Origin of the sequence: uncultured Alsobacter sp., assembly GCF_945952055.1 — a bacterium.
Taxonomy (GTDB): domain Bacteria; phylum Pseudomonadota; class Alphaproteobacteria; order Rhizobiales; family Beijerinckiaceae; genus Alsobacter.
This window is the reverse complement of record NZ_CAMFHB010000038.1, coordinates 42,184-62,202: the sequence shown is the minus strand read 5'-3', so window position 1 is coordinate 62,202 and position 20,019 is coordinate 42,184. Positions and strand designations below refer to the sequence as shown.

General features: G+C 69.7%; 20 protein-coding genes and 1 tRNA gene. 3 read left to right on the top strand and 18 right to left on the bottom strand.

What is annotated here, in order from left to right; all coding sequences use genetic code 11:
• Positions 1–239: 239 nt before the first annotated feature.
• The 4 genes from Q0Q47_RS23160 to tesB all read right to left on the bottom strand — a co-directional run bounded on the left by Q0Q47_RS23160 (position 240) and on the right by tesB (position 6,073).
• Positions 240–2,861, bottom strand: a complete 2,622-nt coding sequence (locus tag Q0Q47_RS23160; protein ID WP_293865468.1) for a DNA translocase FtsK — start codon at positions 2,859–2,861, stop codon at positions 240–242.
• Between the two features lie 301 nt (positions 2,862–3,162).
• Positions 3,163–4,641 (bottom strand): ammonium transporter, encoded by a 1,479-nt coding sequence (locus tag Q0Q47_RS23155; RefSeq protein WP_293865465.1) that lies wholly within the window; start codon positions 4,639–4,641, stop codon positions 3,163–3,165.
• A gap of 29 nt (positions 4,642–4,670) precedes the next feature.
• The gene (locus Q0Q47_RS23150; protein ID WP_293865462.1) at positions 4,671–5,009 is read right to left on the bottom strand and encodes a P-II family nitrogen regulator; all 339 of its coding nucleotides are present in this window, start codon (positions 5,007–5,009) and stop codon (positions 4,671–4,673) included.
• A 185-nt stretch (positions 5,010–5,194) separates the two neighbouring features.
• Positions 5,195–6,073: an acyl-CoA thioesterase II gene (gene tesB / locus Q0Q47_RS23145; RefSeq protein WP_293865459.1), complete on the bottom strand. Its 879-nt coding sequence runs from the start codon at positions 6,071–6,073 to the stop codon at positions 5,195–5,197.
• 138 nt (positions 6,074–6,211) lie between these two features.
• Between tesB and Q0Q47_RS23140 the strand changes: the two genes are divergently transcribed.
• On the top strand, positions 6,212–7,453 hold the full coding sequence (locus tag Q0Q47_RS23140; RefSeq protein ID WP_293865456.1) for a ubiquinone biosynthesis hydroxylase: 1,242 nt from the start codon (positions 6,212–6,214) through the stop codon (positions 7,451–7,453).
• Positions 7,454–7,579: 126 nt separating this feature from the next.
• Here the strand turns inward: Q0Q47_RS23140 and Q0Q47_RS23135 are convergent, their stop codons facing one another.
• The 5 genes from Q0Q47_RS23135 to Q0Q47_RS23115 all read right to left on the bottom strand — a co-directional run bounded on the left by Q0Q47_RS23135 (position 7,580) and on the right by Q0Q47_RS23115 (position 11,850).
• The gene (locus tag Q0Q47_RS23135) at positions 7,580–8,080 is read right to left on the bottom strand and encodes a L,D-transpeptidase (RefSeq protein WP_293865453.1); all 501 of its coding nucleotides are present in this window, start codon (positions 8,078–8,080) and stop codon (positions 7,580–7,582) included.
• 98 nt (positions 8,081–8,178) lie between these two features.
• Positions 8,179–10,122: an acetate--CoA ligase gene (acs, locus tag Q0Q47_RS23130; protein ID WP_293865450.1), complete on the bottom strand. Its 1,944-nt coding sequence runs from the start codon at positions 10,120–10,122 to the stop codon at positions 8,179–8,181.
• 204 nt (positions 10,123–10,326) lie between these two features.
• The gene (folD, locus tag Q0Q47_RS23125; protein WP_293865447.1) at positions 10,327–11,220 is read right to left on the bottom strand and encodes a bifunctional methylenetetrahydrofolate dehydrogenase/methenyltetrahydrofolate cyclohydrolase FolD; all 894 of its coding nucleotides are present in this window, start codon (positions 11,218–11,220) and stop codon (positions 10,327–10,329) included.
• Positions 11,221–11,230: 10 nt separating this feature from the next.
• Complete coding sequence (locus Q0Q47_RS23120) at positions 11,231–11,560, bottom strand: DUF167 family protein (protein ID WP_293865444.1); 330 nt, start codon at positions 11,558–11,560, stop codon at positions 11,231–11,233.
• Positions 11,560–11,850, bottom strand: a complete 291-nt coding sequence (locus tag Q0Q47_RS23115) for a YggT family protein (protein WP_293865441.1) — start codon at positions 11,848–11,850, stop codon at positions 11,560–11,562. The genes Q0Q47_RS23120 and Q0Q47_RS23115 overlap by 1 nt, the downstream gene beginning before the upstream one ends.
• A 213-nt stretch (positions 11,851–12,063) precedes the next feature.
• Here Q0Q47_RS23115 and Q0Q47_RS23110 point away from each other — a divergent pair.
• Positions 12,064–12,139 (top strand) — tRNA-Ala (locus Q0Q47_RS23110).
• Between the two features lie 33 nt (positions 12,140–12,172).
• Here Q0Q47_RS23110 and Q0Q47_RS23105 read toward each other — a convergent pair.
• The 4 genes from Q0Q47_RS23105 to Q0Q47_RS23090 form a co-directional block, all read right to left on the bottom strand.
• Entirely contained in the window at positions 12,173–13,387 is a 1,215-nt protein-coding gene (locus Q0Q47_RS23105) for an MFS transporter (RefSeq protein WP_293865438.1), read from the bottom strand.
• A gap of 67 nt (positions 13,388–13,454) precedes the next feature.
• Positions 13,455–14,540, bottom strand: coding sequence for an ionic transporter y4hA (locus Q0Q47_RS23100; protein WP_293865435.1), 1,086 nt, complete (start codon positions 14,538–14,540; stop codon positions 13,455–13,457).
• A 342-nt stretch (positions 14,541–14,882) separates the two neighbouring features.
• Positions 14,883–15,719 (bottom strand): universal stress protein, encoded by an 837-nt coding sequence (locus Q0Q47_RS23095; protein ID WP_293865432.1) that lies wholly within the window; start codon positions 15,717–15,719, stop codon positions 14,883–14,885.
• 97 nt (positions 15,720–15,816) lie between these two features.
• Complete coding sequence (locus Q0Q47_RS23090; RefSeq protein ID WP_293865429.1) at positions 15,817–15,951, bottom strand: hypothetical protein; 135 nt, start codon at positions 15,949–15,951, stop codon at positions 15,817–15,819.
• 204 nt (positions 15,952–16,155) lie between these two features.
• Between Q0Q47_RS23090 and Q0Q47_RS23085 the strand changes: the two genes are divergently transcribed.
• Positions 16,156–16,593 (top strand): hypothetical protein, encoded by a 438-nt coding sequence (locus tag Q0Q47_RS23085; RefSeq protein WP_293865427.1) that lies wholly within the window; start codon positions 16,156–16,158, stop codon positions 16,591–16,593.
• 33 nt (positions 16,594–16,626) lie between these two features.
• Here Q0Q47_RS23085 and Q0Q47_RS23080 read toward each other — a convergent pair whose 3' ends face one another.
• The 5 genes from Q0Q47_RS23080 to Q0Q47_RS23060 all read right to left on the bottom strand — a co-directional run bounded on the left by Q0Q47_RS23080 (position 16,627) and on the right by Q0Q47_RS23060 (position 19,991).
• Complete coding sequence (locus Q0Q47_RS23080; protein ID WP_293865424.1) at positions 16,627–16,965, bottom strand: hypothetical protein; 339 nt, start codon at positions 16,963–16,965, stop codon at positions 16,627–16,629.
• A 42-nt stretch (positions 16,966–17,007) separates the two neighbouring features.
• The gene (locus Q0Q47_RS23075) at positions 17,008–17,802 is read right to left on the bottom strand and encodes a glutamine amidotransferase (RefSeq protein ID WP_293865420.1); all 795 of its coding nucleotides are present in this window, start codon (positions 17,800–17,802) and stop codon (positions 17,008–17,010) included.
• A 146-nt stretch (positions 17,803–17,948) separates the two neighbouring features.
• Positions 17,949–18,137, bottom strand: a complete 189-nt coding sequence (locus Q0Q47_RS23070; RefSeq protein WP_293865416.1) for a hypothetical protein — start codon at positions 18,135–18,137, stop codon at positions 17,949–17,951.
• Between the two features lie 67 nt (positions 18,138–18,204).
• Positions 18,205–18,795, bottom strand: a complete 591-nt coding sequence (locus tag Q0Q47_RS23065; protein WP_293865413.1) for a L,D-transpeptidase — start codon at positions 18,793–18,795, stop codon at positions 18,205–18,207.
• Positions 18,796–18,935: 140 nt separating this feature from the next.
• Complete coding sequence (locus Q0Q47_RS23060; protein WP_293865471.1) at positions 18,936–19,991, bottom strand: lysine-2,3-aminomutase-like protein; 1,056 nt, start codon at positions 19,989–19,991, stop codon at positions 18,936–18,938.
• Positions 19,992–20,019 lie beyond the last annotated feature (28 nt).

Genomic DNA, 20,019 nt, shown 5'->3' with positions numbered 1-20,019 from the left:
TGGGGATGGCGCGCGGACGCGGCGCCTGGGCTTCGCCCGCCGGCGCCGCGGGCCGGGGAGCCGCGGCCGGCGCGCCGCTGCCGGTGGGCAGCTGCAACGGCTGCGCCCACGACGCGCAGGGCATCGCGAGGAGCAGGGCGCCAACGAGGCACGGCAGGAGGCGGGGTCGGCGTGTCATGCAGTCGGGCTATTCGTCCTGTGTGGCACTTTCGCGACCGTGCCCCCGCAGGGCCCGGCGGTCAGTCGTCGTCGAACGGCGCGTCGCCGCGTCCTGCGGGTTGCTCCACGAGGATCTCGCGCTTTCCCGCGTGGTTCGCTGCACCGACAATGCCCTCGTTTTCCATGCGTTCCATGAGGGAGGCGGCGCGATTGTAACCGATCTGCAGCCGACGCTGGATATAGGACGTGGAAGCCTTCTTGTCGCGCAGCACCACCGCGACCGCCTGGTCGTAGAGATCGCCGCCCGGCGCGCCGAACTCGCCCTTGTCGAAGACGGCCCCGTCCTCGGCCTCTTCGCCGGGCGCCGGCTCGTCGTCCTGCAGCACCGCCTCGAGATACTGGGGCCGGCCCTGCATCTTGAGGTGGGCGACGACCTTCTCTACCTCGTCGTCGGAGACGAAGGGGCCGTGGACACGGCCGATTCGCCCGCCGCCGGCCATGTAGAGCATGTCGCCCTGGCCCAGGAGCTGTTCCGCGCCCATCTCGCCGAGAATGGTGCGGCTGTCGATCTTCGACGTGACCTGGAAGGAGATGCGGGTCGGGAAGTTCGCCTTGATCGTGCCGGTGATGACGTCGACCGAGGGCCTTTGCGTGGCCAGCACGACATGGATGCCGGCGGCGCGCGCCATCTGGGCGAGGCGCTGGATCGTGCCCTCGATCTCCTTGCCGGCGACCATCATCAGGTCGGCCATCTCGTCGACGATGACGACGATATAGGGCAGAGGCTCGAGGTCCATGACCTCCTCCTCGTAGATCGCCTCGCCGGAATGCTTGTCGAAGCCGGTCTGGACGGTGCGGGTGATGACCTCGCCCGCCGCCTTGGCCTCGCCGACCCTCGCGTTGAAGCCGTCGATGTTGCGCACCGAGAGCTTCGACATCTTCTTGTAGCGCTCCTCCATCTCGCGCACCGCCCATTTGAGGGCGACGACCGCCTTCTTGGGATCGGTGACGACCGGGGTGAGCAGATGCGGGATGCCGTCATAGACGGAGAGCTCCAGCATCTTGGGATCGACCATGATCAGACGGCACTCCTCCGGCTTCAGCCGGTAGAGGATCGACAGGATCATGGTGTTGATCGCGACCGACTTGCCCGAGCCGGTGGTGCCGGCGACGAGCAGATGCGGCATGCGGGCGAGCTCCGCGATCACCGGCTCGCCGCCGATGGTCTTGCCCAGGCACAGCGCCAGCTTGAGCTTCGTCTTCTCGAAGTCCTCCGAGGCCAGGAGCTCGCGCAGGTACACCGTCTCGCGCTTCTGGTTGGGAAGCTCGATGCCGATGGCGTTGCGGCCGGGCACCACGGCGACGCGCGCGGAGATGGCGCTCATGGACCGTGCGATGTCGTCGGCGAGCCCGATGACGCGGGATGACTTGATGCCCGGGGCCGGCTCCAGCTCGTACAGGGTGACGACGGGGCCCGGACGGACATTGATGATCTCGCCGCGGACGCCGAAGTCCTCCAGCACGCCCTCGAGGAGGCGGGCGTTCTGCTCCAGCGCTTCGGTGGAGACGGAGGGCGTCGCCTGCTTGCGCGGCTCGGCCAGCAGCGCCAGCGGCGGCAACTGGTAGCTGTCCTCCTCGAGGAAGGACGGCTGGGCCTCGCGCGCCAGCCGCTTGCCGGGCTTGGGGGCAGGCGCACGCGGCGCGACGCGGGGCTGCGCCACCGCCTCGATCACCTGGCCGTCGTCCTCGACCTCCTCCTCGGTCTCCTCGACCTCTTCGACCTCGTCGTCATAGCCTTCGTCCACCGGCGGCTGCGGCCGCGGCGACGGCCGCGCGGTGCGCGGCCCGAAGCCCGGTTCCGCACGGGCCGGAGAGGCCACCCGCAGGCCGGCCAGGGGATCGGGCTCGGCCTCGCGGCGCGGCACGCGCGCCAGCAGGCGCGCCATGACCCCGGGGCCGGCGCGCCGCCTGGCGAAGCGCCGGCTGATGGCGCCCTTGGCGGCGAGCAGGCCATGGATGACCGCGCCGACCGAGACGATGCCGATGCCCGGCTCGCCGCCGCGGTCGTCCTCTTCGAGGTCGTCGAGCCTTGCCTGCCGCCGTTCGCGGGGCTCGCTCTCCTCCTCGGCATGGTCGAAGCCGAAGCCGGCGGCGGCCGACAGGCCCAGGATCGCGGCGATCGCCAGGCCGAGGGTCACCAGGATCCGCATGGGGCCCTGCCCCTGGCCCGTGATGCCGTGGAACATGGAGAACACGGCATCGCCAAGCACCCCGCCGAGGCCGGTGGGGAGCGGCCAGCGCGCAGTGGTGGGAAGGGCCGAGGCCACGCCCATGGCGGCCAGCGCACCCACGATCCACAGGACGAGGCGCAGCCGGGCCCGCACCAGAGGGCGGCCCCCGAGAAGACGCACCCCGGCAAGCGCCGGCGGGGCGATGAAGGCAATGGAGGCGACGCCCGTGAGCTGCATCAGGATGTCGGCGACGATGGCGCCCGGCCGCCCCAGCATGTTGCGGACGGGTCCCTCGATGGCATGGTTCAGGCTCGGGTCCTGGACGGACCACGTCACCAGCGCCAGCCCGCAGGCGCCCGCGAATCCCAGCATGGCGAGACCGGCGATCTCCGCCGCGCGACGCCAGAGGAAGTCGCGCACCATCTCGGATACGTGCTCGAAGCCAGACCGGCTCGCCCGTGTCGTCCGCATTCGTGATCCCGACGCAAGAAGGAGCCCGCCGACGACGCGGGCCCGCCAACCTCCAGCCTAGGGAGGTCGCGGTTAAGGGGCTCTTAACCTTGCGGGTCCGTGCGGCGAATAGAGGGCAGGATGCGCGCGGTGCGCGAGGAGCGGGAAGGTGTTCGCTCCCAAACAAAAAAAGGGGCGGCCACGAGGGCCGCCCGAGATCAGGGAGGAAACCGGGGGAAGACGCGCCCACCGCCGCTGAGGCCCGACACCGAAGGTGCCGGGACCGGTCCCCGCGGAGGATCCGCGAGGACCGAACGCTTGATCAGTAGTTGTAGGCGCGCTCGTCGTGCTCGGCGATGTCGAGACCCTCGCGCTCCTTCTCGGTGCTGACCCGCAGGCCGACGATGACGTCGACGACCTTGTAGATCACCGCGGAGCCGATGCCCGACCAGACGACGGTCAGGAGCACGGCCTTGACCTGGGCCATGAACGCGGCGCTGAACACGTACTCGGCGACGACCAGCTCGCCCGGCTTGGTGACGTAATCGGGGATGCCGACGCCGCCGAGCGACGGGTTGACCAGGATGCCGGTGGCCAGCGCGCCCAGGATGCCGCCGACGCAGTGGACGCCGAAGACGTCCAGCGAGTCGTCGTAGCCGAAGGCGTTCTTCACGGTGCTGCAGAAGAAGAAGCAGACCGCGCCCGCGGCCAGGCCGAGGACGATCGAGCCCATCGGGCCGGCAAAGCCGGAGGCCGGGGTCACCGCGACGAGGCCGGCGACCGCGCCCGACACAAGGCCCAGCATGGTCGGCTTGCCCTTGGCGGCCCATTCGACGAACAGCCAGGACAGGGCGGCGGCGGCGGTGGCGACGAAGGTGTTCACCATCGCCAGCGCTGCGGTGCCGTTGGCCTCGAGGTTGGAGCCGGCGTTGAAGCCGAACCAGCCCACCCACAGGAGCGACGCGCCGATCATGGTCATCGTCAGCGAGTGCGGGGCCATCAGGTCCTTGCCGTAGCCGATGCGCTTGCCGATGAGCAGGCAGCCCACGAAGCCGGCGATGCCCGCGTTGATGTGCACCACGGTGCCGCCCGCGAAGTCCAGGGCACCCCACTGGTAGATGAGGCCGGCATCCGCGTTAACCGCGTCGAGCTTGGCCTGCGCGGCCGTCTTGGCGGCGGCGTCGGCAGCCGTGGCGACGGCCTTGGCGGCATCGGCGACCGCGTCCGGACCGGCCCAGTACCAGACCATGTGGGCGATCGGGAAGTACACGAAGGTGACCCACAGGGCCACGAAGAGCAGCACGGCCGAGAAGCGGATGCGCTCGGCAAAGGCGCCGACGATCAGCGCCGGCGTGATGCAGGCGAAGGTCATCTGGAAGGCCATGTAGACCAGCTCGGGGATGACCACGCCGTTGGAGAAGGTGGCGGCGTTGGCGTTGGCGTCGACACCGGCCAGGAAGGCCTTGGAGAAGCCGCCGACATAGCTGTTCAGCGAACCGCCGTTGGTGAAGGCGAGCGAGTAGCCGTAGACGACCCAGATGATGGACACGAGCGCCACGATCGCGAAGACCTGGCTCAGCACCGACAGCATGTTCTTGGTGCGGACCAGGCCGCCGTAGAACAGCGCGAGGCCCGGGATCGTCATCAGCAGGACGAGAACCGTGGAGACCAGCATCCAGGCGGTATCGCCCTTGTTGGGCACCGGCGCGGCGGCGGCAGCCTGGGCGAAGGCGGCGGCGCTGGTCAGGGCGGCGAGACCGACCCCGAGCACTCCGGCCTTCATCGAAGAAAAGACCTTCATAACCTCAACTCCTGTCCGATCTCAGCGCATCACAGCGCGTCGCCGTCGCGCTCGCCGGTGCGAATGCGGACTGCCTGCTCGATGGGTGAAACGAAAATCTTGCCGTCGCCGATCTGGCCGGTCTTGGCGGCAGACGAGATCGCGTCGATCACGTTGGGCACCAGCTCGGAGGCCACCGCGACCTCGATCTTGAGCTTGGGCAGGAAGCTGACGGCGTACTCGGCGCCGCGGTAGATTTCGGTGTGACCTTTCTGGCGGCCGTAGCCCTTCACTTCGGTCACGGTCAAGCCGTGCACTCCGATGGCGGTCAGCGCGTCGCGGACCTCCTCGAGCTTGAATGGCTTGATGATGGCCATCACGATCTTCATGGATTTCGGTTCCCCGTTACGCCACCTGCGCTGCCGCGCGCGGTTCGAGCCGAGGTCGGACAATCAAGCAGCGTGCCAGTTTTCCGGGCACCGCATGGTTGGTGAAAAATTACGCGCAGTGGCGCGGTCGGAATCGCCCACTCGCGCCGCGCGGCCTAAGACGCGGCCGCAATCTGAGCAAATGCCTATTTCTTGTGCGGTTTGGCCGCCGTGCGCCGGCGGATGAGACCTTCCTGGGCGACGGACGCGATCAGGCGGCCGTCCCGCGTGAAGATCGAGCCGCGCGCAAATCCGCGGCTGTGGCCCGCGAAAGGGCTCTCCTGGGCGTAGAGGAGCCAGTCGTCGGCGCGGAAAGGCTCGTGGAACCACAGCGAGTGGTCGAGGCTCGCCGTCTGCATCTCCGGCGCGAACACCGACAGGCCGTGCGGGATCAGCGTGGAATCGAGCAGCGTCAGGTCCGACGCATAGGCGAGCACGCACTGGTGCAGCGCCGGATCGTCGGGCAGCGGGCCCGTGGTGCGGATCCAGACGTGGAAGACCGGATCGAGGGGCTCCAGCGAGAGATAGCGCTGGAACTCCACGGGGCGCAGCTCGATCGGCCGCTCCCGCTCGAAATAGCGCCGCACCGGCTCGGGCACCCGCTTGAGGAAGGCATCTCGGAAAACGGCCTCGCCGGGAAGATCCTCCGGCGCGGGAACGTTGGGCATGGCCGCCGCGTGGGTGAGCCCCTCCTCGGCCACCTGGAAGGAGGCCGAGAGCGCGAAGATGGCGTGGCCGTGCTGGATCGCCTTGACCCGTCGGGTCGAGAAGGAGCCGCCGTCGCGCAGCCGCTCGACCTCGTAGATGATCGGCACGCGCGGGTCGCCGGGCAGCATGAAATAGGCATGCAGCGAATGGGGAAGCCGGCCGTCCACCGTGCGGCAGGCCGCCACCAGGGCCTGCCCGATCACCTGTCCACCGAACACGCGCTGCCAGCCGTCCTGGGGGCTGACGCCGCGGAACAGATTGACCTCGAGCTGTTCGAGATCCAGCAGGGAGATCAGGGTTTCGACGGCCAGGCTCACCGGAGATCCTCGATTCGACAGCCGCACCAGACCACGAGCCCTGCAGCGAGGCAACGCGGGCCGGTTGATCGGCCGCATTGCCGCGCTGCCTCGCGCGGGGTAGACCCGGCCGGCATTCCTTCCGCCAGGGACAAGGCCATGGCCGCGCACCACCGATCGGACGTCTTCATCGCCGGCGCCGGCGTCGTGGGGCTCTGCCTGGGCCTGGCGCTGAAACGGGCGCTGGCCGGCAGCCTGGCGGTGACCGTCTGCGACCCGGTGCTGGCGCGGCCCCTGCGCGAGGACGGGCGGGCCTTCGCCATCGCGGCCGGCCCCCGACGCATGTTCGAAACCCTCGGCGTCTGGGACGGAATCGCGGCGCGCACGCAGCCGATCCTCGACATGATCGTCACCGACAGCAAGGTCGCCGACCCCGTCCGCCCCGTGTTCCTCACCTTCGCCGGAGAGGTGGAGGCCGGCGAGCCTTTCGCGCACATGGCCGAGCACACGGCCCTGCTGGCGGCCCTGACGCAGGCCGCCCGTGAGGCGGGCGTGGTCCTGCTGGCCGACACGGTCCGGTCGTCGGCGCCCGACTCGGAGGGCGTCGACATCCGCCTCGGGTCCGGCGACACGGCGTCCGCGTCGCTCCTGGCCGCCTGCGACGGGGCGCGCTCCCCGTTGCGGGAGGAGGCCGGCATCACGCGCGTGGCCTGGTCGTACAGGCAGTCGGGCATCGTGGCGACGATCGGCCACGAGCGCGAGCACGAGGGCCGGGCCGAGGAGCATTTCCTGCCGTCCGGCCCCTTCGCCATCCTGCCGCTGCCCGGGCGCCGCTCGTCGATCGTGTGGACGGAGCGCACCGAGGACGTCCCGGCGATCCTGGGCCTCGATGGCGAGGATCTTCTGGCGGAGATCGAGCGGCGCTTCGGCCTGCATCTCGGCGCCCTGACGCTGGAGACGAAGCCGGCCGCCTACCCGCTGTCCTTCGCCATCGCCCGCCGCTTCGTCGCCGACCGGATGGCGCTGGTGGGCGATGCCGCCCACATCGTGCACCCGATCGCGGGGCAGGGACTTAACCTCGGCCTGCGCGACGCGGCGGCGCTCGCCGAGGTCGTCGTCGCCCGGGCCGCCCTGGGTCTCGATCCCGGCGCACCGGACGTGCTGGCCGCCTATGAGCGGGCCCGCCGCTTCGACACGCTGCTGATGGGAGCCGTCACCGACGGCCTCAACCGGCTCTTCTCAAACGATCTCACGCCCGTTCGCATGCTGCGTGACCTGGGCCTGGGCGTGGTGGAACGGCTGCCGGTCCTGAAGTCGACCCTCATCCGCCAGGCCGCCGCCTTCGGACCCGAAATGCCGCGCCTGCTGCGCGGCGAGCCGTTGCCCGGAATGGCGGCCTGAGGCCCGGAAAGGTCGTCCGTCCTTCGACACGCCGCCTCCGGCGGCTGCTCAGATCGAATTGATTCATCAACGACAGTCCTCGTCCTGGGCAGCCTGCGGAGCAGGCGTGCCGAAGGACGCAGGACCTTACGGCAGCACGACCACCGTCGTGCCCACCCGAACCCGCTCGTAGAGGTCGACGATGTCCTCGTTGAGCATGCGGATGCAGCCGAACGAGGCGGCCGTGCCGATGGAGCCGCGCATCGAGCGGCTCGTGCCGTGGATCGCGTATTCGCCGCGGTCGAGCGTGAGCGCGCGCGCCCCCATGGGGTTATTGGGGCCCGGCGGAATGACGTCCGGAAGCGACGGCTTGGCGCGCTTCACCTCGGCCGGAGGCGACCAGGCCGGCTCGACATACTTGCCGTCGATGCGGGCCGTGCCCTGCCACTGCTTGCCGCGCATGCCCACGGCCACGGGGTAGCGCAGGGCGCTGCCGTCTCCCAGGGGCAGGTAGAGCTTGCGCTCGCCGGTGCGGATGACGATGACGCCGGGCTGGACGGGCTCCGTGAAGGGCACGCGGTCGACCGCGGCCGCAACCGGAAGCACCGACCCCAGAAGGGTCGCAAGAACGAGCACCGCACGCGTCATGTCCACCTCCTGTGGATCTGAACGCCGCGCACGGTAGTCGAGGTTCCCGATCGCGGCGACCGCGATCGGGAATGACGGTTATCGGTTGGTGAGAGGCCTCAGGCCCGCCGGTTCTGGCGGTTGTCGATGAGGTCGTTCACCACGCCGGGATCGGCGAGGGTCGAGGTGTCGCCCAGGCTGCCGAACTCGTCCTCCGCGATCTTGCGCAGGATGCGGCGCATGATCTTGCCGGAGCGGGTCTTGGGCAGGCCGGGCGCGAACTGGATGAGATCCGGGGACGCGATCGGGCCGATCTCCTTGCGCACCCAGCCCACCAGCTCCTTGCGCAGCGCCTCGGTCGGCTCCTCGCCCGCCATCAGCGTGACGTAGGCGTAGATGCCCTGGCCCTTGATGTCGTGCGGGTAGCCCACGACCGCCGCTTCCGACACCTTCGGATGGGCGACCAGCGCGCTCTCGACCTCGGCCGTGCCCATGCGGTGGCCGGAGACGTTGATCACGTCGTCGACGCGCCCGGTGATCCAGTAGTAGCCGTCGGCGTCGCGCCGGCAGCCGTCACCGGTGAAGTACTTGTTGGCGTAGGTGGAGAAATAGGTCTCCATGAAGCGCTGGTGGTCGCCGTAGACCGTGCGCATCTGGCCCGGCCAGCTGTCGGAGATGACGAGGTTGCCCTCGCAGGCTCCGCTCAGCACCTTGCCTTCGGCGTCAACCACCTCGGGCGTCACGCCGAAGAAGGGCCGGGTGGCGGAGCCGGGCTTCAGCTTCGTGGCACCCGGCAGCGGCGTGATGAGGATGCCGCCGGTCTCGGTCTGCCACCACGTGTCCACGATCGGGCAGCGGTTGTCGCCGACGACGCGGTAGTACCATTCCCACGCTTCCGGGTTGATCGGCTCGCCGACCGAGCCCAGCAGGCGCAGCGAGGCGCGCGACGTCCGCTTCACCGGCTCCTCGCCGGCACCCATCAGCGAGCGGATCGCGGTGGGGGCGGTGTAGAAGATGTTGACCTTGTGCTTGTCCACCACGTCCCAGAAGCGGGAGATGGACGGATAGGTGGGGATGCCCTCGAACATCAGCGTGGTCGCGCCGTTGGCGAGCGGCCCATACACGATGTAGCTGTGGCCGGTGACCCAGCCCACGTCCGCCGTGCACCAGTAGATGTCACCGTCGTGGTAGTCGAACACGTACTGGTGCGTCATCGACGCGTAGACGAGATAGCCGCCCGTCGTGTGCACCACGCCTTTCGGCTTGCCGGTCGAGCCCGAGGTGTAGAGCAGGAACAGCGGGTCTTCCGCGTTCATCGGCTCGGCCGGGCAGTCGGCCGAGACGCCCTTGGCGGCCTCGTCGTAGTAGACGTCGCGGCCCGGCTTCATGGTCACGGCACCGCCGGTGCGCTTCACGACCAGCACCGTCTTCAGGCAGTCGACCTTGTCCGCCGCCGCATCGACATTGGCCTTCAGCGGCACCTTGCGGCCACCGCGCAGACCCTCGTCCGCGGTGATGACGACGGCCGAGGTGGCGTCCTCGATGCGGCTCGCCAGGCTGTCGGGCGAAAAGCCGCCGAACACGATCGAGTGGATGGCGCCGACCCGGGCGCAGGCCAGCATGGCGTAGGCCGCCTCGGGGATCATCGGCAGGTAGATGGTGACGCGGTCGCCCTTCTTCACGCCGTGCTTCTTCAGCACGTTGGCGAACACGCCGACCTCGTGGGCCAGCTCCTTGTAGGTGATCGCCTTCGAGTCGTTGGGATCGTCGCCTTCCCAAATGATCGCGACCTGGTCGCCGCGCTTGGCCAGGTGCCGGTCGACGCAGTTGACGGCCACGTTGGTGACGCCGTCCTCGTACCACTTGATGGAGACCGCGCCCGGCGCGTAGCTGACGTTCTTGACCTTGGTGTAGGGCTTCATCCAGTCGATGCGCTTGCCCTGCTCGCCCCAGAAGGCCTCGGGGTCCCGCACCGAGGCGGCATACATGTCCTGGTACTTGGCGTCATCGACCCAGGCGCGCTTCGCCCATTCGGCGGAAACGGGGTAGACTTTCTCGGACATTCGGGTTCCTCCCAAAAGGCGCGACCGCCCTTGATGAGCGGTCGTTGTCAGCGGGCTGAGGCGAGCGGACAGACGTTTCCATGTGCCTCGGGCCGCCGGGGGCCGACCCGCAATCGGCGCATAGTATGGGAAGTTGGATCAAAGGCTTCAAGGCGGAGAGCCTTTGCACTTTGGTCGCTCAAACTAAGGGCGCAGGGCCACGCCTCACAGGACAGGCAGAACCCAGCCGCGCCGGGCGCAGGCCGCGGTGATCGTGTTCTCCAGCAGGCAGGCGATCGTCATCGGCCCCACGCCGCCGGGCACGGGCGTGATGGCGGCGGCGACGAGCGCCGCTTCGGCGGTGGCCACGTCGCCCACGAGACGCGTGCGACCCTCGCCGAGATCGGGGGCCTCCACGCGGTTGATGCCCACGTCGATGACGATGGCGCCGGGCTTCACCCAGTCGCCCTTGACCATTCCGGGCCGGCCGACCGCGGCCACGAGAATGTCCGCGCGCCGGCACACCGCGGGCAGGTCGCGGGTGCGCGAATGGGCCATCGTGACCGTGCAGTTCTCCTTCAGGAGCAGCTGCCCGATGGGCTTGCCGACCAGGTTGGAGCGGCCGACGACCACCGCCTCGAGCCCCGCCAGATCCGTGCGGACCGAGCGGATCAGGCGCATGCTGCCCCAGGGGGTGCAGGGCACGAGGCCCGGCAGGCCGCTGGCCAGGCGCCCGGCATTGACGGGGTTCAGCCCGTCCACGTCCTTGGCGGGATCGATCGCCTCGATCACGCGGTCGGCGCTGATGTGCGCCGGCACGGGAAGCTGCACGAGGATGCCGTCGACGTCCGGATCGGCGTTCAGCTTGCCCACGAGATCGAGGAGCTCGGCCTCCGACGCCGTGGCGGGCAGCTTGTGCTCGAAGGACCGCATGCCGATCTCGACGGTCTGCTTGCCCTTGTTGCGGACATAGACCTGGCTCGCGGGATCCTCGCCGACGAGCACCACCGCCAGGCCCGGCACCGCGCCGTGGCTTGCCTCGAGAGCGGCGATCGCCTCGCGCATGCGGCCGCGCAACGCCTCGGCCACGGCCTTGCCGTCGATCATCGTTGCCGCCATGGCAGTCTCCTCAGCGCTTGAGCCCCGCGGCCCGCGCCAGTGCCCGGGCCAGGGCATCGAAGTCGCCCTGGACACGCAGGTTCTTCACCCTGGCCGTGGCGCCCGAGGCAAGGGTCACCTGGGCCGGCGCCACCGCGCAGGCGTCGGCCACCAGCTTCATCAACGCCGTGTTCGCCTTGCCGTTCTCCGGCACGGCGCGCACCCGCGCCTTCAGGACGCTTCGGCCGTCGGACAGCGTCTCGACGCCCTCGATGGCGTCTTTGCCGCCACGCGGCGTGAGACGAACCGCGAGTTGCACGCCCTCGTCGCAGGCCTGCCAGGGAAGGAGCTTGTCGGCCATCAGAACACGTACGGGTAGATGTACATCTGGATGATCTGCTCGATCAGGATGATGAGCAGGAAGGCGACGATGGGCGACACGTCGAGCCCGCCCATGTTGGGCAGGCGGCGCCGGATAGGCGCCAGCACGGGCTCGGTGAGCTGGTAGATGCCGTTGTAGATCATGCGCACGACATCGTTGCGCATGTTCACCACGTTGAAGGCCACCAGCCAGCTCAGGACCGCCGACGCGATCAGCACCCAGGTGTACAGTTGCAGGGCGAGGAGGATCACGTTCAGGACGGCACGCATCACGGACTCCGGCACGGGCGGGAACCCCTGACATAGCGCGCCCCCGCGCGCTCCGACAAGCCCGCGCGAGCCAGCGCGTCCGCTGCCTTAAGATGTTACGAATACGTGCGGCAAAAACGCCGCAAAACGGACGGCCGACGACCCGCGTGCGCCGCGCGAGAGAACCCAATTGACGGCCGGCCCGCCGTGGCCTAGAAGGCCCGCACCCGGAAGGGGGCTGTAGCTCAGTTGGGAGAGCGCTGCAATCGCACTGCAGAGGTCAGGGGTTCGAATCCCCTCAGCTCCACCAGGTCTTCCCAAACAGGTCTGACGTCGATGGGCTTCACGGCTGCTGCCGTGGAGCATCCGGCAGGGTCGAGCGCTTCAGGAGGCGGCTCAGCACCACCGCCAGTGGCAGGGTCGCAAGCACCGCCGCGCCCACCAGCATCATCGACGTCGTGAGTCCGAGCCGGTCCGAGAACAGGCCGTAGAATACGGGCGCGACGGCGCCGACCCCGATCGTGCCGGTGTAGAAGATCGCGAAGGCCTGCCGGCGCATGGCGGGGCCGGCGAGTTCGGGAACCGTGCCGTAGAGGGCCGACGACGTGCCGTTGAGCGCGACGCCCAGCAGCGGCAGGACGACGAGCACCGGCACCACGTCGAGGACGGGCAGCGCGACGATCAACGCCGCGGTGAGGGTCTCCGTGAGGAGCACCGTCGGCGAGGGGCCGATGCGCGCCGCCAGGAGGCCGCAGGCGAGCTTGCCGAACGCGCCGCCGGCAAAGACCAGCGACAGGGCGAGGCCGATCGTGGAGGCGCCCGCGCCCTTGGCGGTCAGCAGGAACGGCAGGAAGGTGAGGAAGCCCGTCCGCGTCGCGCTGTCGATCATGCCGATCCCCAGCAGGGCGGCGAAGCCGGCGGGGCTGCGCCAGCGGCCGGATGCGGCATCGGGCGCGGCGTCGGCCTGGCTGCGCGCGGCGATGCGCCCGGGCGCCAGGGCGAGCGCGATCGCGCCGGCCGCCACCAGGCCGAAGACGCCGACCACGGTCGCGGCCGAGCGCCAGGCCATCACCCCCAGCATGAGCGCGACGAGGGAGGGGAAGATCACCTTCCCCACGTCGCCCGCCACGTTGTAGCGGCTCAGCGCCTCGCGCCCGCCGCCATGCTCGTGCTCGGACGCCACGAGGTCGGATGCGATGGGGTGCTGGACGCTGGTGCCCAGCCCCATGACCAGGATCGCCAGCATCAGCATCGCAAAGCCGGCGCTCGCGCCCGCGAGCAGGAAGCCGCACGCCGCCAGCGCCGTGCCCCCCGCCAGCACCGCACGCGGACCGATGGCTCCTGCGAGTCGCGCGGACGGCGTCTGGAATCCCGCCAGCGCGCCGGAGAACAGCGCCTTCATCAGCCCGGTCTGCGTGTAGGTCAGGCCGAATTCGGCCTGGAACAGGGGCAGCAGCACGTAGATGCAGTCGGTGAAGCCGTCGTGCACCATGTGCGCGCCATAGGCGACGCGGGTCGCCGTGAGGCGCAGGCGCGGGACGATGTCGAGGGCCGTCATGGCGCGACTGTGACACGCCCGGGCGAGGCTTGTCACAGCGTCGCGGAGCGAGGCGGACGAGCGCTCGTCAGGGCACCAGGGCGAAGAACAGGAATGCCGCGAAGATCACCAGGTGCACGACGCCCTGGAGCACCGTCGTGCGGCCCGTGCCAAGCGTGATGACGCAGACGAACAGCGTCAGGAACAGGAGCACGATTTCCTTCGGGTCGAGACCCAGCGCCAGCGGCGTGTGGATGACGAGCGACACAACGGCGACCGCCGGGATGGTGAGCCCGATGCTGGCGAGCGCCGACCCGAGCGCCAGGTTCATGCTCGTCTGCAGGCGGTTGACACGGGCCGCGCGCAGGGCCGAGAGGCTCTCCGGCAGGAGCACGAGGGTGGCGATGATGATGCCCACCAGGGCCTTGGGCGCGCCCGCTGCCTCGAGCGCCGATTCCATGGTCGGCGTCAGCGCCTTGGCGAGCCCGACCACCGCCACGAGCGAGGCGACCAGGAGACCGAAGCTGATCGTGGCGGCGCGCGCGGGAGGCTGCGGCGCGTGATCGTCCTCGCTGCCGCCCCCCGGCGGCAGGAAGTAGTCGCGGTGGCGCACGGTCTGGACGAAGACGAAGCTGCCATAGAGTACGAGCGACGCAACCCCGGCGAAGATGAGCTGCGAGGAGGAGAAATGCGGACCGGGCGAGCTCGTCGCGACGTTGGGCAGCACCAGCGTGAGGGTGACGAGCGCCGCCAGGACCGCCAGCGCCGCGAGCGCTCCCTGCAGCTGGAAGCCCTGCTCGCGATGCCGGACGCCTCCGGACAGGAGGCAGATGCCGACGAGGCCGTTGCAGATGATCATCACCGCCGCGAAGGCCGTATCGCGCGGCAGCGTCGCCTTGTCCGGCCCGCCGGCGATCATCATGGACACGATGAGCGCGACCTCGATGACCGTCACGGCGACAGCAAGGACGAGCGTGCCGAAGGGTTCACCTACGCGATGGGCGACGACCTCGGCATGGTAGACGGCCGCGAACACCGTCGCGATCAGCGCGGCACCGGCCAGGACCGGCAGCACCGAGGGAAGGCCGACAAGCAGCGAAACGACAAGGACGGCCCACCCGGCCAGGGGCCAGGCCAGGGCCCACCACGGGGTCCGGTCGGAGATCGTCGCCATGACGGGTCCTCAGACCCGTTCGAGCGTGATGCTAAGCCCGCGCACGGCCGGCGATCCTGCACGCCCCGTCGCCTCGATCGCCCGTTCGAGCGGCCTCGCGGCGGGCTCGGCACATGGGATGACGGCATGGGCAACGGCGTGAGGGCGGGTCAAACGGCACTCCGGGGGATCGTGTGGAAAGGCTAACCTAGCCACGATGACCCCGTGCTGCCAGTGCCTCGGCCGCAGTTTGCGCCGTCCGGACCCCAGGAGGCACGCCGAATCGGGCGGCAAAGGGGCCGGCGTGCGACACCCTTCGATCCCCAGGCGGCCCCGGACGGGCCGGAGCCGGGCCGCGAAGCGTCAGTGCGCCATGAACACGGGAATGCGCGCATGGGCCAGCACGTGGCTGGTCGCGCCCCCGAAGATCATCTGGCGAAGCCGGCTCTGCGTGTAGGCGCCCTTGATCAGCAGGTCCGCGCCGAAGCCCTCCGCATGGGTGAGGATGGCCTCGCCCGAGGTCCGGCCCTTGTCGGAGACGGTCAGCTCTTCGGCGGGGATGCCGTTGAGGCGCAGCATGCGCGCCATGTCGGCGCCGCTCGGCCCCGGCACCGTGCCGCCCTCGACCGTGAGGACCTGCACGCGCTTGGCCCGTTGCAGCATCGGCATGGCCAGCGCGGTCGTGCGCGCCGTCTCGGTGCTGCAGTTCCAGGCGATCACAACGCTGTCGCCGATGGTCTCGGGCTGGGCGTCGGGCGGAGCGATCAGCAGCGGCCGCCCGCTCTCGAAGACGATTGTCTCGAGCAGGGAGAGACGCGGGCCCGATCCGCTCGCCGTGGGACGGCCGACGACGGTCGCGTCGAACACGCGGGCGCGCGCCGCGACGGCGCCGTCGCCGAGCAGGGGCGATTCGTACCAGCCGAAGCTCGGGCCGCCATCGCTCGAGGCGGACTCAGGCGAGAGGCCGGCGCGCATCATCGCGGACTGGAACACGTCGTGAGCCTCGCGGGCGATGTCGCCCATGCTGCGCTGCTGCGGCGGCCAGAGCGGCACCATTTCGCCGACGATGTAGTTGTCGAGCACGGGCACCGTCGCGCCGCTCTCGATGTGCGATCCGAAGCGCCTCGCATAGGCGAGCGCCACCTCGAACATCGGCCGGCACACCTCAGGATCGTCGATCGGAAGGAAGATGGACTTCATGGCTTGTCTCCGCCCGTTGACCCCGGATGAAGATAGCATCGCACCAGCTTCACGCCAGCCCCGGTGAGGACGAATGGCCGAGCTCGCGCCGGGACCGTCAGTGGAGGTTGCCCGCCAGGACGGGCCGGGGTCTCGCCGTCTCCGAACGCGGCCCGGCAGAGGCGTGCAGGCCCCCGATGACGAGCCAGGCGAGGTAGATGAGACCGGCGGTGACGTTCAAAGCGCGTGTCATGGCCCCGAGATCGAAAGTGGACGCAGCGTCGGGTGGGAGAAGTCCATGCAGGCCGCAGAATGAAGGCCCAGCGCGGGCTTGGCCAGATCGGGCTTCCACTTAAGGCGCCGCGCAGGAGGGCAGAGCCATGGCCGAAGCCCGCAACCCGCCCTTGCGGCGGCACGGTGGCCATGATTCTCTGGATGTGCCACCTGGATCTGGACCATGCCCATTCGTCGCATTCTCCTCGGCTTCATCGCCGGGTTCCTGGCCGTCCTGACCGTCCACCAGAGCGTGATCTGGCTCGGCGGCTACTTCGGCATCCTGCCGGGCGGACCGCGGGGATGGCCGGTCACACCGGTCCCACCGTTGGGCGTCTACCAGATCTTCTCGCTCGCCTTCTGGGGTGGCGTGTGGGGCATACTGCTGGCGCTGATTTCGGCGCGGCTCGGCCGCAGCCTCTGGGCCGCCATCGCCGTGGTGCTGATCTTCGGAGCCGCCACCACGGCGGTCGGATGGTATGTCGTGACGCCGCTCAAGGGACGCGTGATCGAGGCCATCACGGTGCAGCGGGCGCTGACCGGGCTCGTCATCAACGGCTCGTTCGCGCTCGGGGCGCTGCTGTTCCTGCGCCTGTTCGAGGGCGGCAGCGCGGAGGGTTGAGCCTCCCCGCGCCGTCCGCTCGCGGGCGCCGCGTCAGCTGGTCTGCTCGCAGCGGTGCCACATCTCCGCCGGCGTCGAGCCGAACGTGGCCGAGATCCGGTTCTCGTTGACGAGCTGCAGCGACGCGGGAGCGCCGGCCGGCGTCTCGGTGTCGGGAATGGTGTAGGCGAAGGTGTGGCGCGAATAGCTGCCCTGCAGCTTCTTGCCGCCAGGTGTCACGATCATCGTGCCGACGATCTGCATCTGCTTGTTGTTGGTGGAATTGCACCAGTTGCCGTCGATGGAATCGGCACGGGCAGCTGTCCCGCCAAGGCAAAGTCCGGCGGCAAGCGCGCCCAGCGCCATCGAGCGCCGCATCGAGCTGTGGGTCATGGTCGTCTCCTCGCGTCGGACGTCGTGACGCGGGGGGAGGCGTCAGGCGCCGACCAGTTCGACTGCAGCACGGCCGACGCCGGCCCCCTGCGCGGCGTCGATGCGTCGCGTGCCCATGGTCTGGGCAGGCGATGAACTCAGCCAGTGGTCGAGGAAGCCGTCCAGGAAGCGCCGGACGGCCGGATCGAACTGGTACCACCCGTCGAGGTGCTCGGCCCGCGGCCGCGCCCCCGGCATGGCCATCCGCTCATGCGCGCGGGTGGTCCACCGGCACATCATGGCGTAGGTCACCTCCGGATGGAACTGAAAGCCGTAAGCGTTGCCGTGGCGGAACGCCTGGATCGGAAAGAGGTCGCCCTCCACCAGCATCTCCGCGCCGGCGGGAAGGTCGAAGCCCTCGCGATGCCACTGGTAGACCTTGTCCGGCCACTGCACGCCGATGTCGGCGGCCAGGGCCTCGCCGGCGGCGGTCGGTCTGACCTGGTAGTACCCGATCTCGGCGCAGCCTTCGGCGTGGGGCTTCACGGCGGCACCCAGGTGCCGCGCCAGGATCTGCGCGCCCAGGCACAGGCCGAGATAGGGCGTTCCGTTGGCCAGGACCGCGCCGATCCAGTCGGTCTGGCGGCGCAGCCAGTCATGCTCGTCGTTGGCGCTCATGGGCCCGCCGAACACGACCACCCCGGCATAGCCGTCGAGGCATTCGGGCAGGACGCAGCCCAGCGGCGGTCGCTTCACGTCCAGCCGGTAGCCCCGCTCGGTGAGAAGGCGCCCGACGCGCCCGGGCGTCGAATGTTCCTGATGGAGGACGGTCAGGATCGTCTTGTCGCGCATCGGCATGAGTCGCTTGCAGTCAAACCGGGTCGGCACGCTTCGAGGCAGAAAACGTGCCACAGCCGTCGCGCCGCGTCGAGGCCACGCTCCTTGCGGGAACGCCGAATTCCTCTTGTGGAGGAGGCGATTGCCCCCTCGGCGTCAGCGTGAGGTCACCGCGGCGAGACGGAGCACACCTTTCGCGCCGCCTCGAAGCAGTTCTGGATGCGGCTGGCCCGATGGATCGACTCCACGAGGTAGAGCCCAGCCCCGATGAGCAGCAGGCATACGATCACGACCAGCAGATTGACTGTCGTCTGCCTGGCCCGTTCGTCCTCTTCCTCGCTGATCCAGCCGCGCATCGCCGTCTCCCGGCGCGCAGTCTAGCCTATTCGCGAGGTCGTCGCACCTGCGTGACGCGAACCGGGGTCAGCGCAGGGTCCAGTGCGCGGGATCCTTCGCCCACACGTTCAGCGGCGGCGCGCTGCGCCCCACGGGCGCGTAGCCCAGGGCCACCGGCCCAACCTTGCGCTTGGCGGAGGCGATCTTCACGGCCTTCGACTTCGCCTTGGCGTTGGAAGCGATCATGGTGCCGTGGGGCGGCGTGCCGTCGATGCGGATGACGGCGCCTTCGGCCTTCACCATCGCGAAGAGCTTGGCGGCGTTCTCCTTCGACAGCCGCACGCAGCCGTGCGACGCGGGCCGGCCGAGCGCGCGGGCCTCGTTGGTGCCGTGGATGGCCCAGCCCGCGTGGAAGAAGATCGAATGGGGCATAGGCGACATGTGGTACTTGCGCGAATAGTGCATCGTGGCGAGCCGCTGCGGGGCGTAGGTGCCGCGCGGCGTCACGAAGCCCTTGCGCGCGCTCGAGATCGGCCAGGTGTAGGTCTCGCCCGTCCCGTTTTCGACCCGCATCGTCTGCTTGGCCAAATCGACCGAGATGTTGACCTTGGCCTGGGCAGGAGCGGCTCCTGCAACCCAGACGAGAAAGAGAGCGGCGATAACGGCCCAGATACGCATGGCGGAAACCCCTTCAAGGCGGCCTCCCGGCCGCGTCGGCTCTTCCCGTCGCATGCCACCGGTTGCGGCCGCCTTCACGCGCCCATGGTCTTGACGGTTGTCGTGGGGTCAATCGTCACACGTGGTGAATGGGTCGTCACTCACCCTTCGGCATCAGCGGCCGGAGGATAGGCGTGCAGCCCGCCGCGCCAGTCCCGCACGGCCGCGCCATCCGGCGACAGCGCGTCCGGGGCGATCGGGGCCTTGCCGTAGCCGCCGGGAATGTCGAGCACGTAGTGCGGCTGGCAGAGGCCGGAGACCGCACCGCGCAGGGCCGCCATGAGGGCGCGGCCCTCCTCCAGCGTCGTGCGCAGGTGGGACGTGCCGGGCGCGAGGTCGCCATGGTGGAGGTAGTAGGGCTTCACCCGCGCCTCGACGAACGCCCGCATCAGCGCCGCCAGCGTCTCCACGTCGTCGTTGACGCCCTTGAGCAGCACCGTCTGGCTGACCATGGCGACCCCGCCGTCGATGAGCCGGGCGCAAGCCGCCCGGGCTTCGCGAGTCAGTTCGCGCGGATGGTTGGCGTGCAGGGCGACATAGGTCGTGAGGTCGGGCGACCGCAGCGCCGCCACCAGTTCGGGCGTGACGCGCTCGGGCGCCACGGCGGGAACCCGGGTATGCCAGCGCATGATCCTGACATGCGGGATCCCGGCGAAGGCCTCGACGAGCGACGCGAGCCGCCGGGGCGACAGCACCAGGGGGTCGCCCCCCGTGACGATCACCTCCCAGATGGCGGGACGTTCGCGCACATAGGCCACCGCCGCGTCGATCTCGTCCTGGGTCAGCCCGCCCGCGCCGTCCGGGCCCACGGTTTCCCGCCGGAAGCAGAAGCGGCAATAGACGGCGCAGACATGCACGAGCTTGAGCAGGACCCGGTCGGGGTAGCGGTGGACGAGCCCGGGGATGGGACTGTGGGCGTCGTCGCCGATCGGGTCGGCCCGCTCCTGCTCGCCCCTGTCGAGTTCGCGCCCGTCGGGCAGGAACTGCCGCGCAATGGGGTCGTTCGGGTCATTACGGTCGATGAGCGCCGCCATGGCGGGCGTGACCGCGACGGCATAGCGCTCGGCAACCGCCTCCAGCGCCGGCGCGGTCTCCTTCGACACGAGGCCGGTCCCCACGAGCTCGTCCACGCTGCGCAAGGTGCGCGGCAGAGGCAATCGGACGGGTTCGGGCGAACGCATGGCA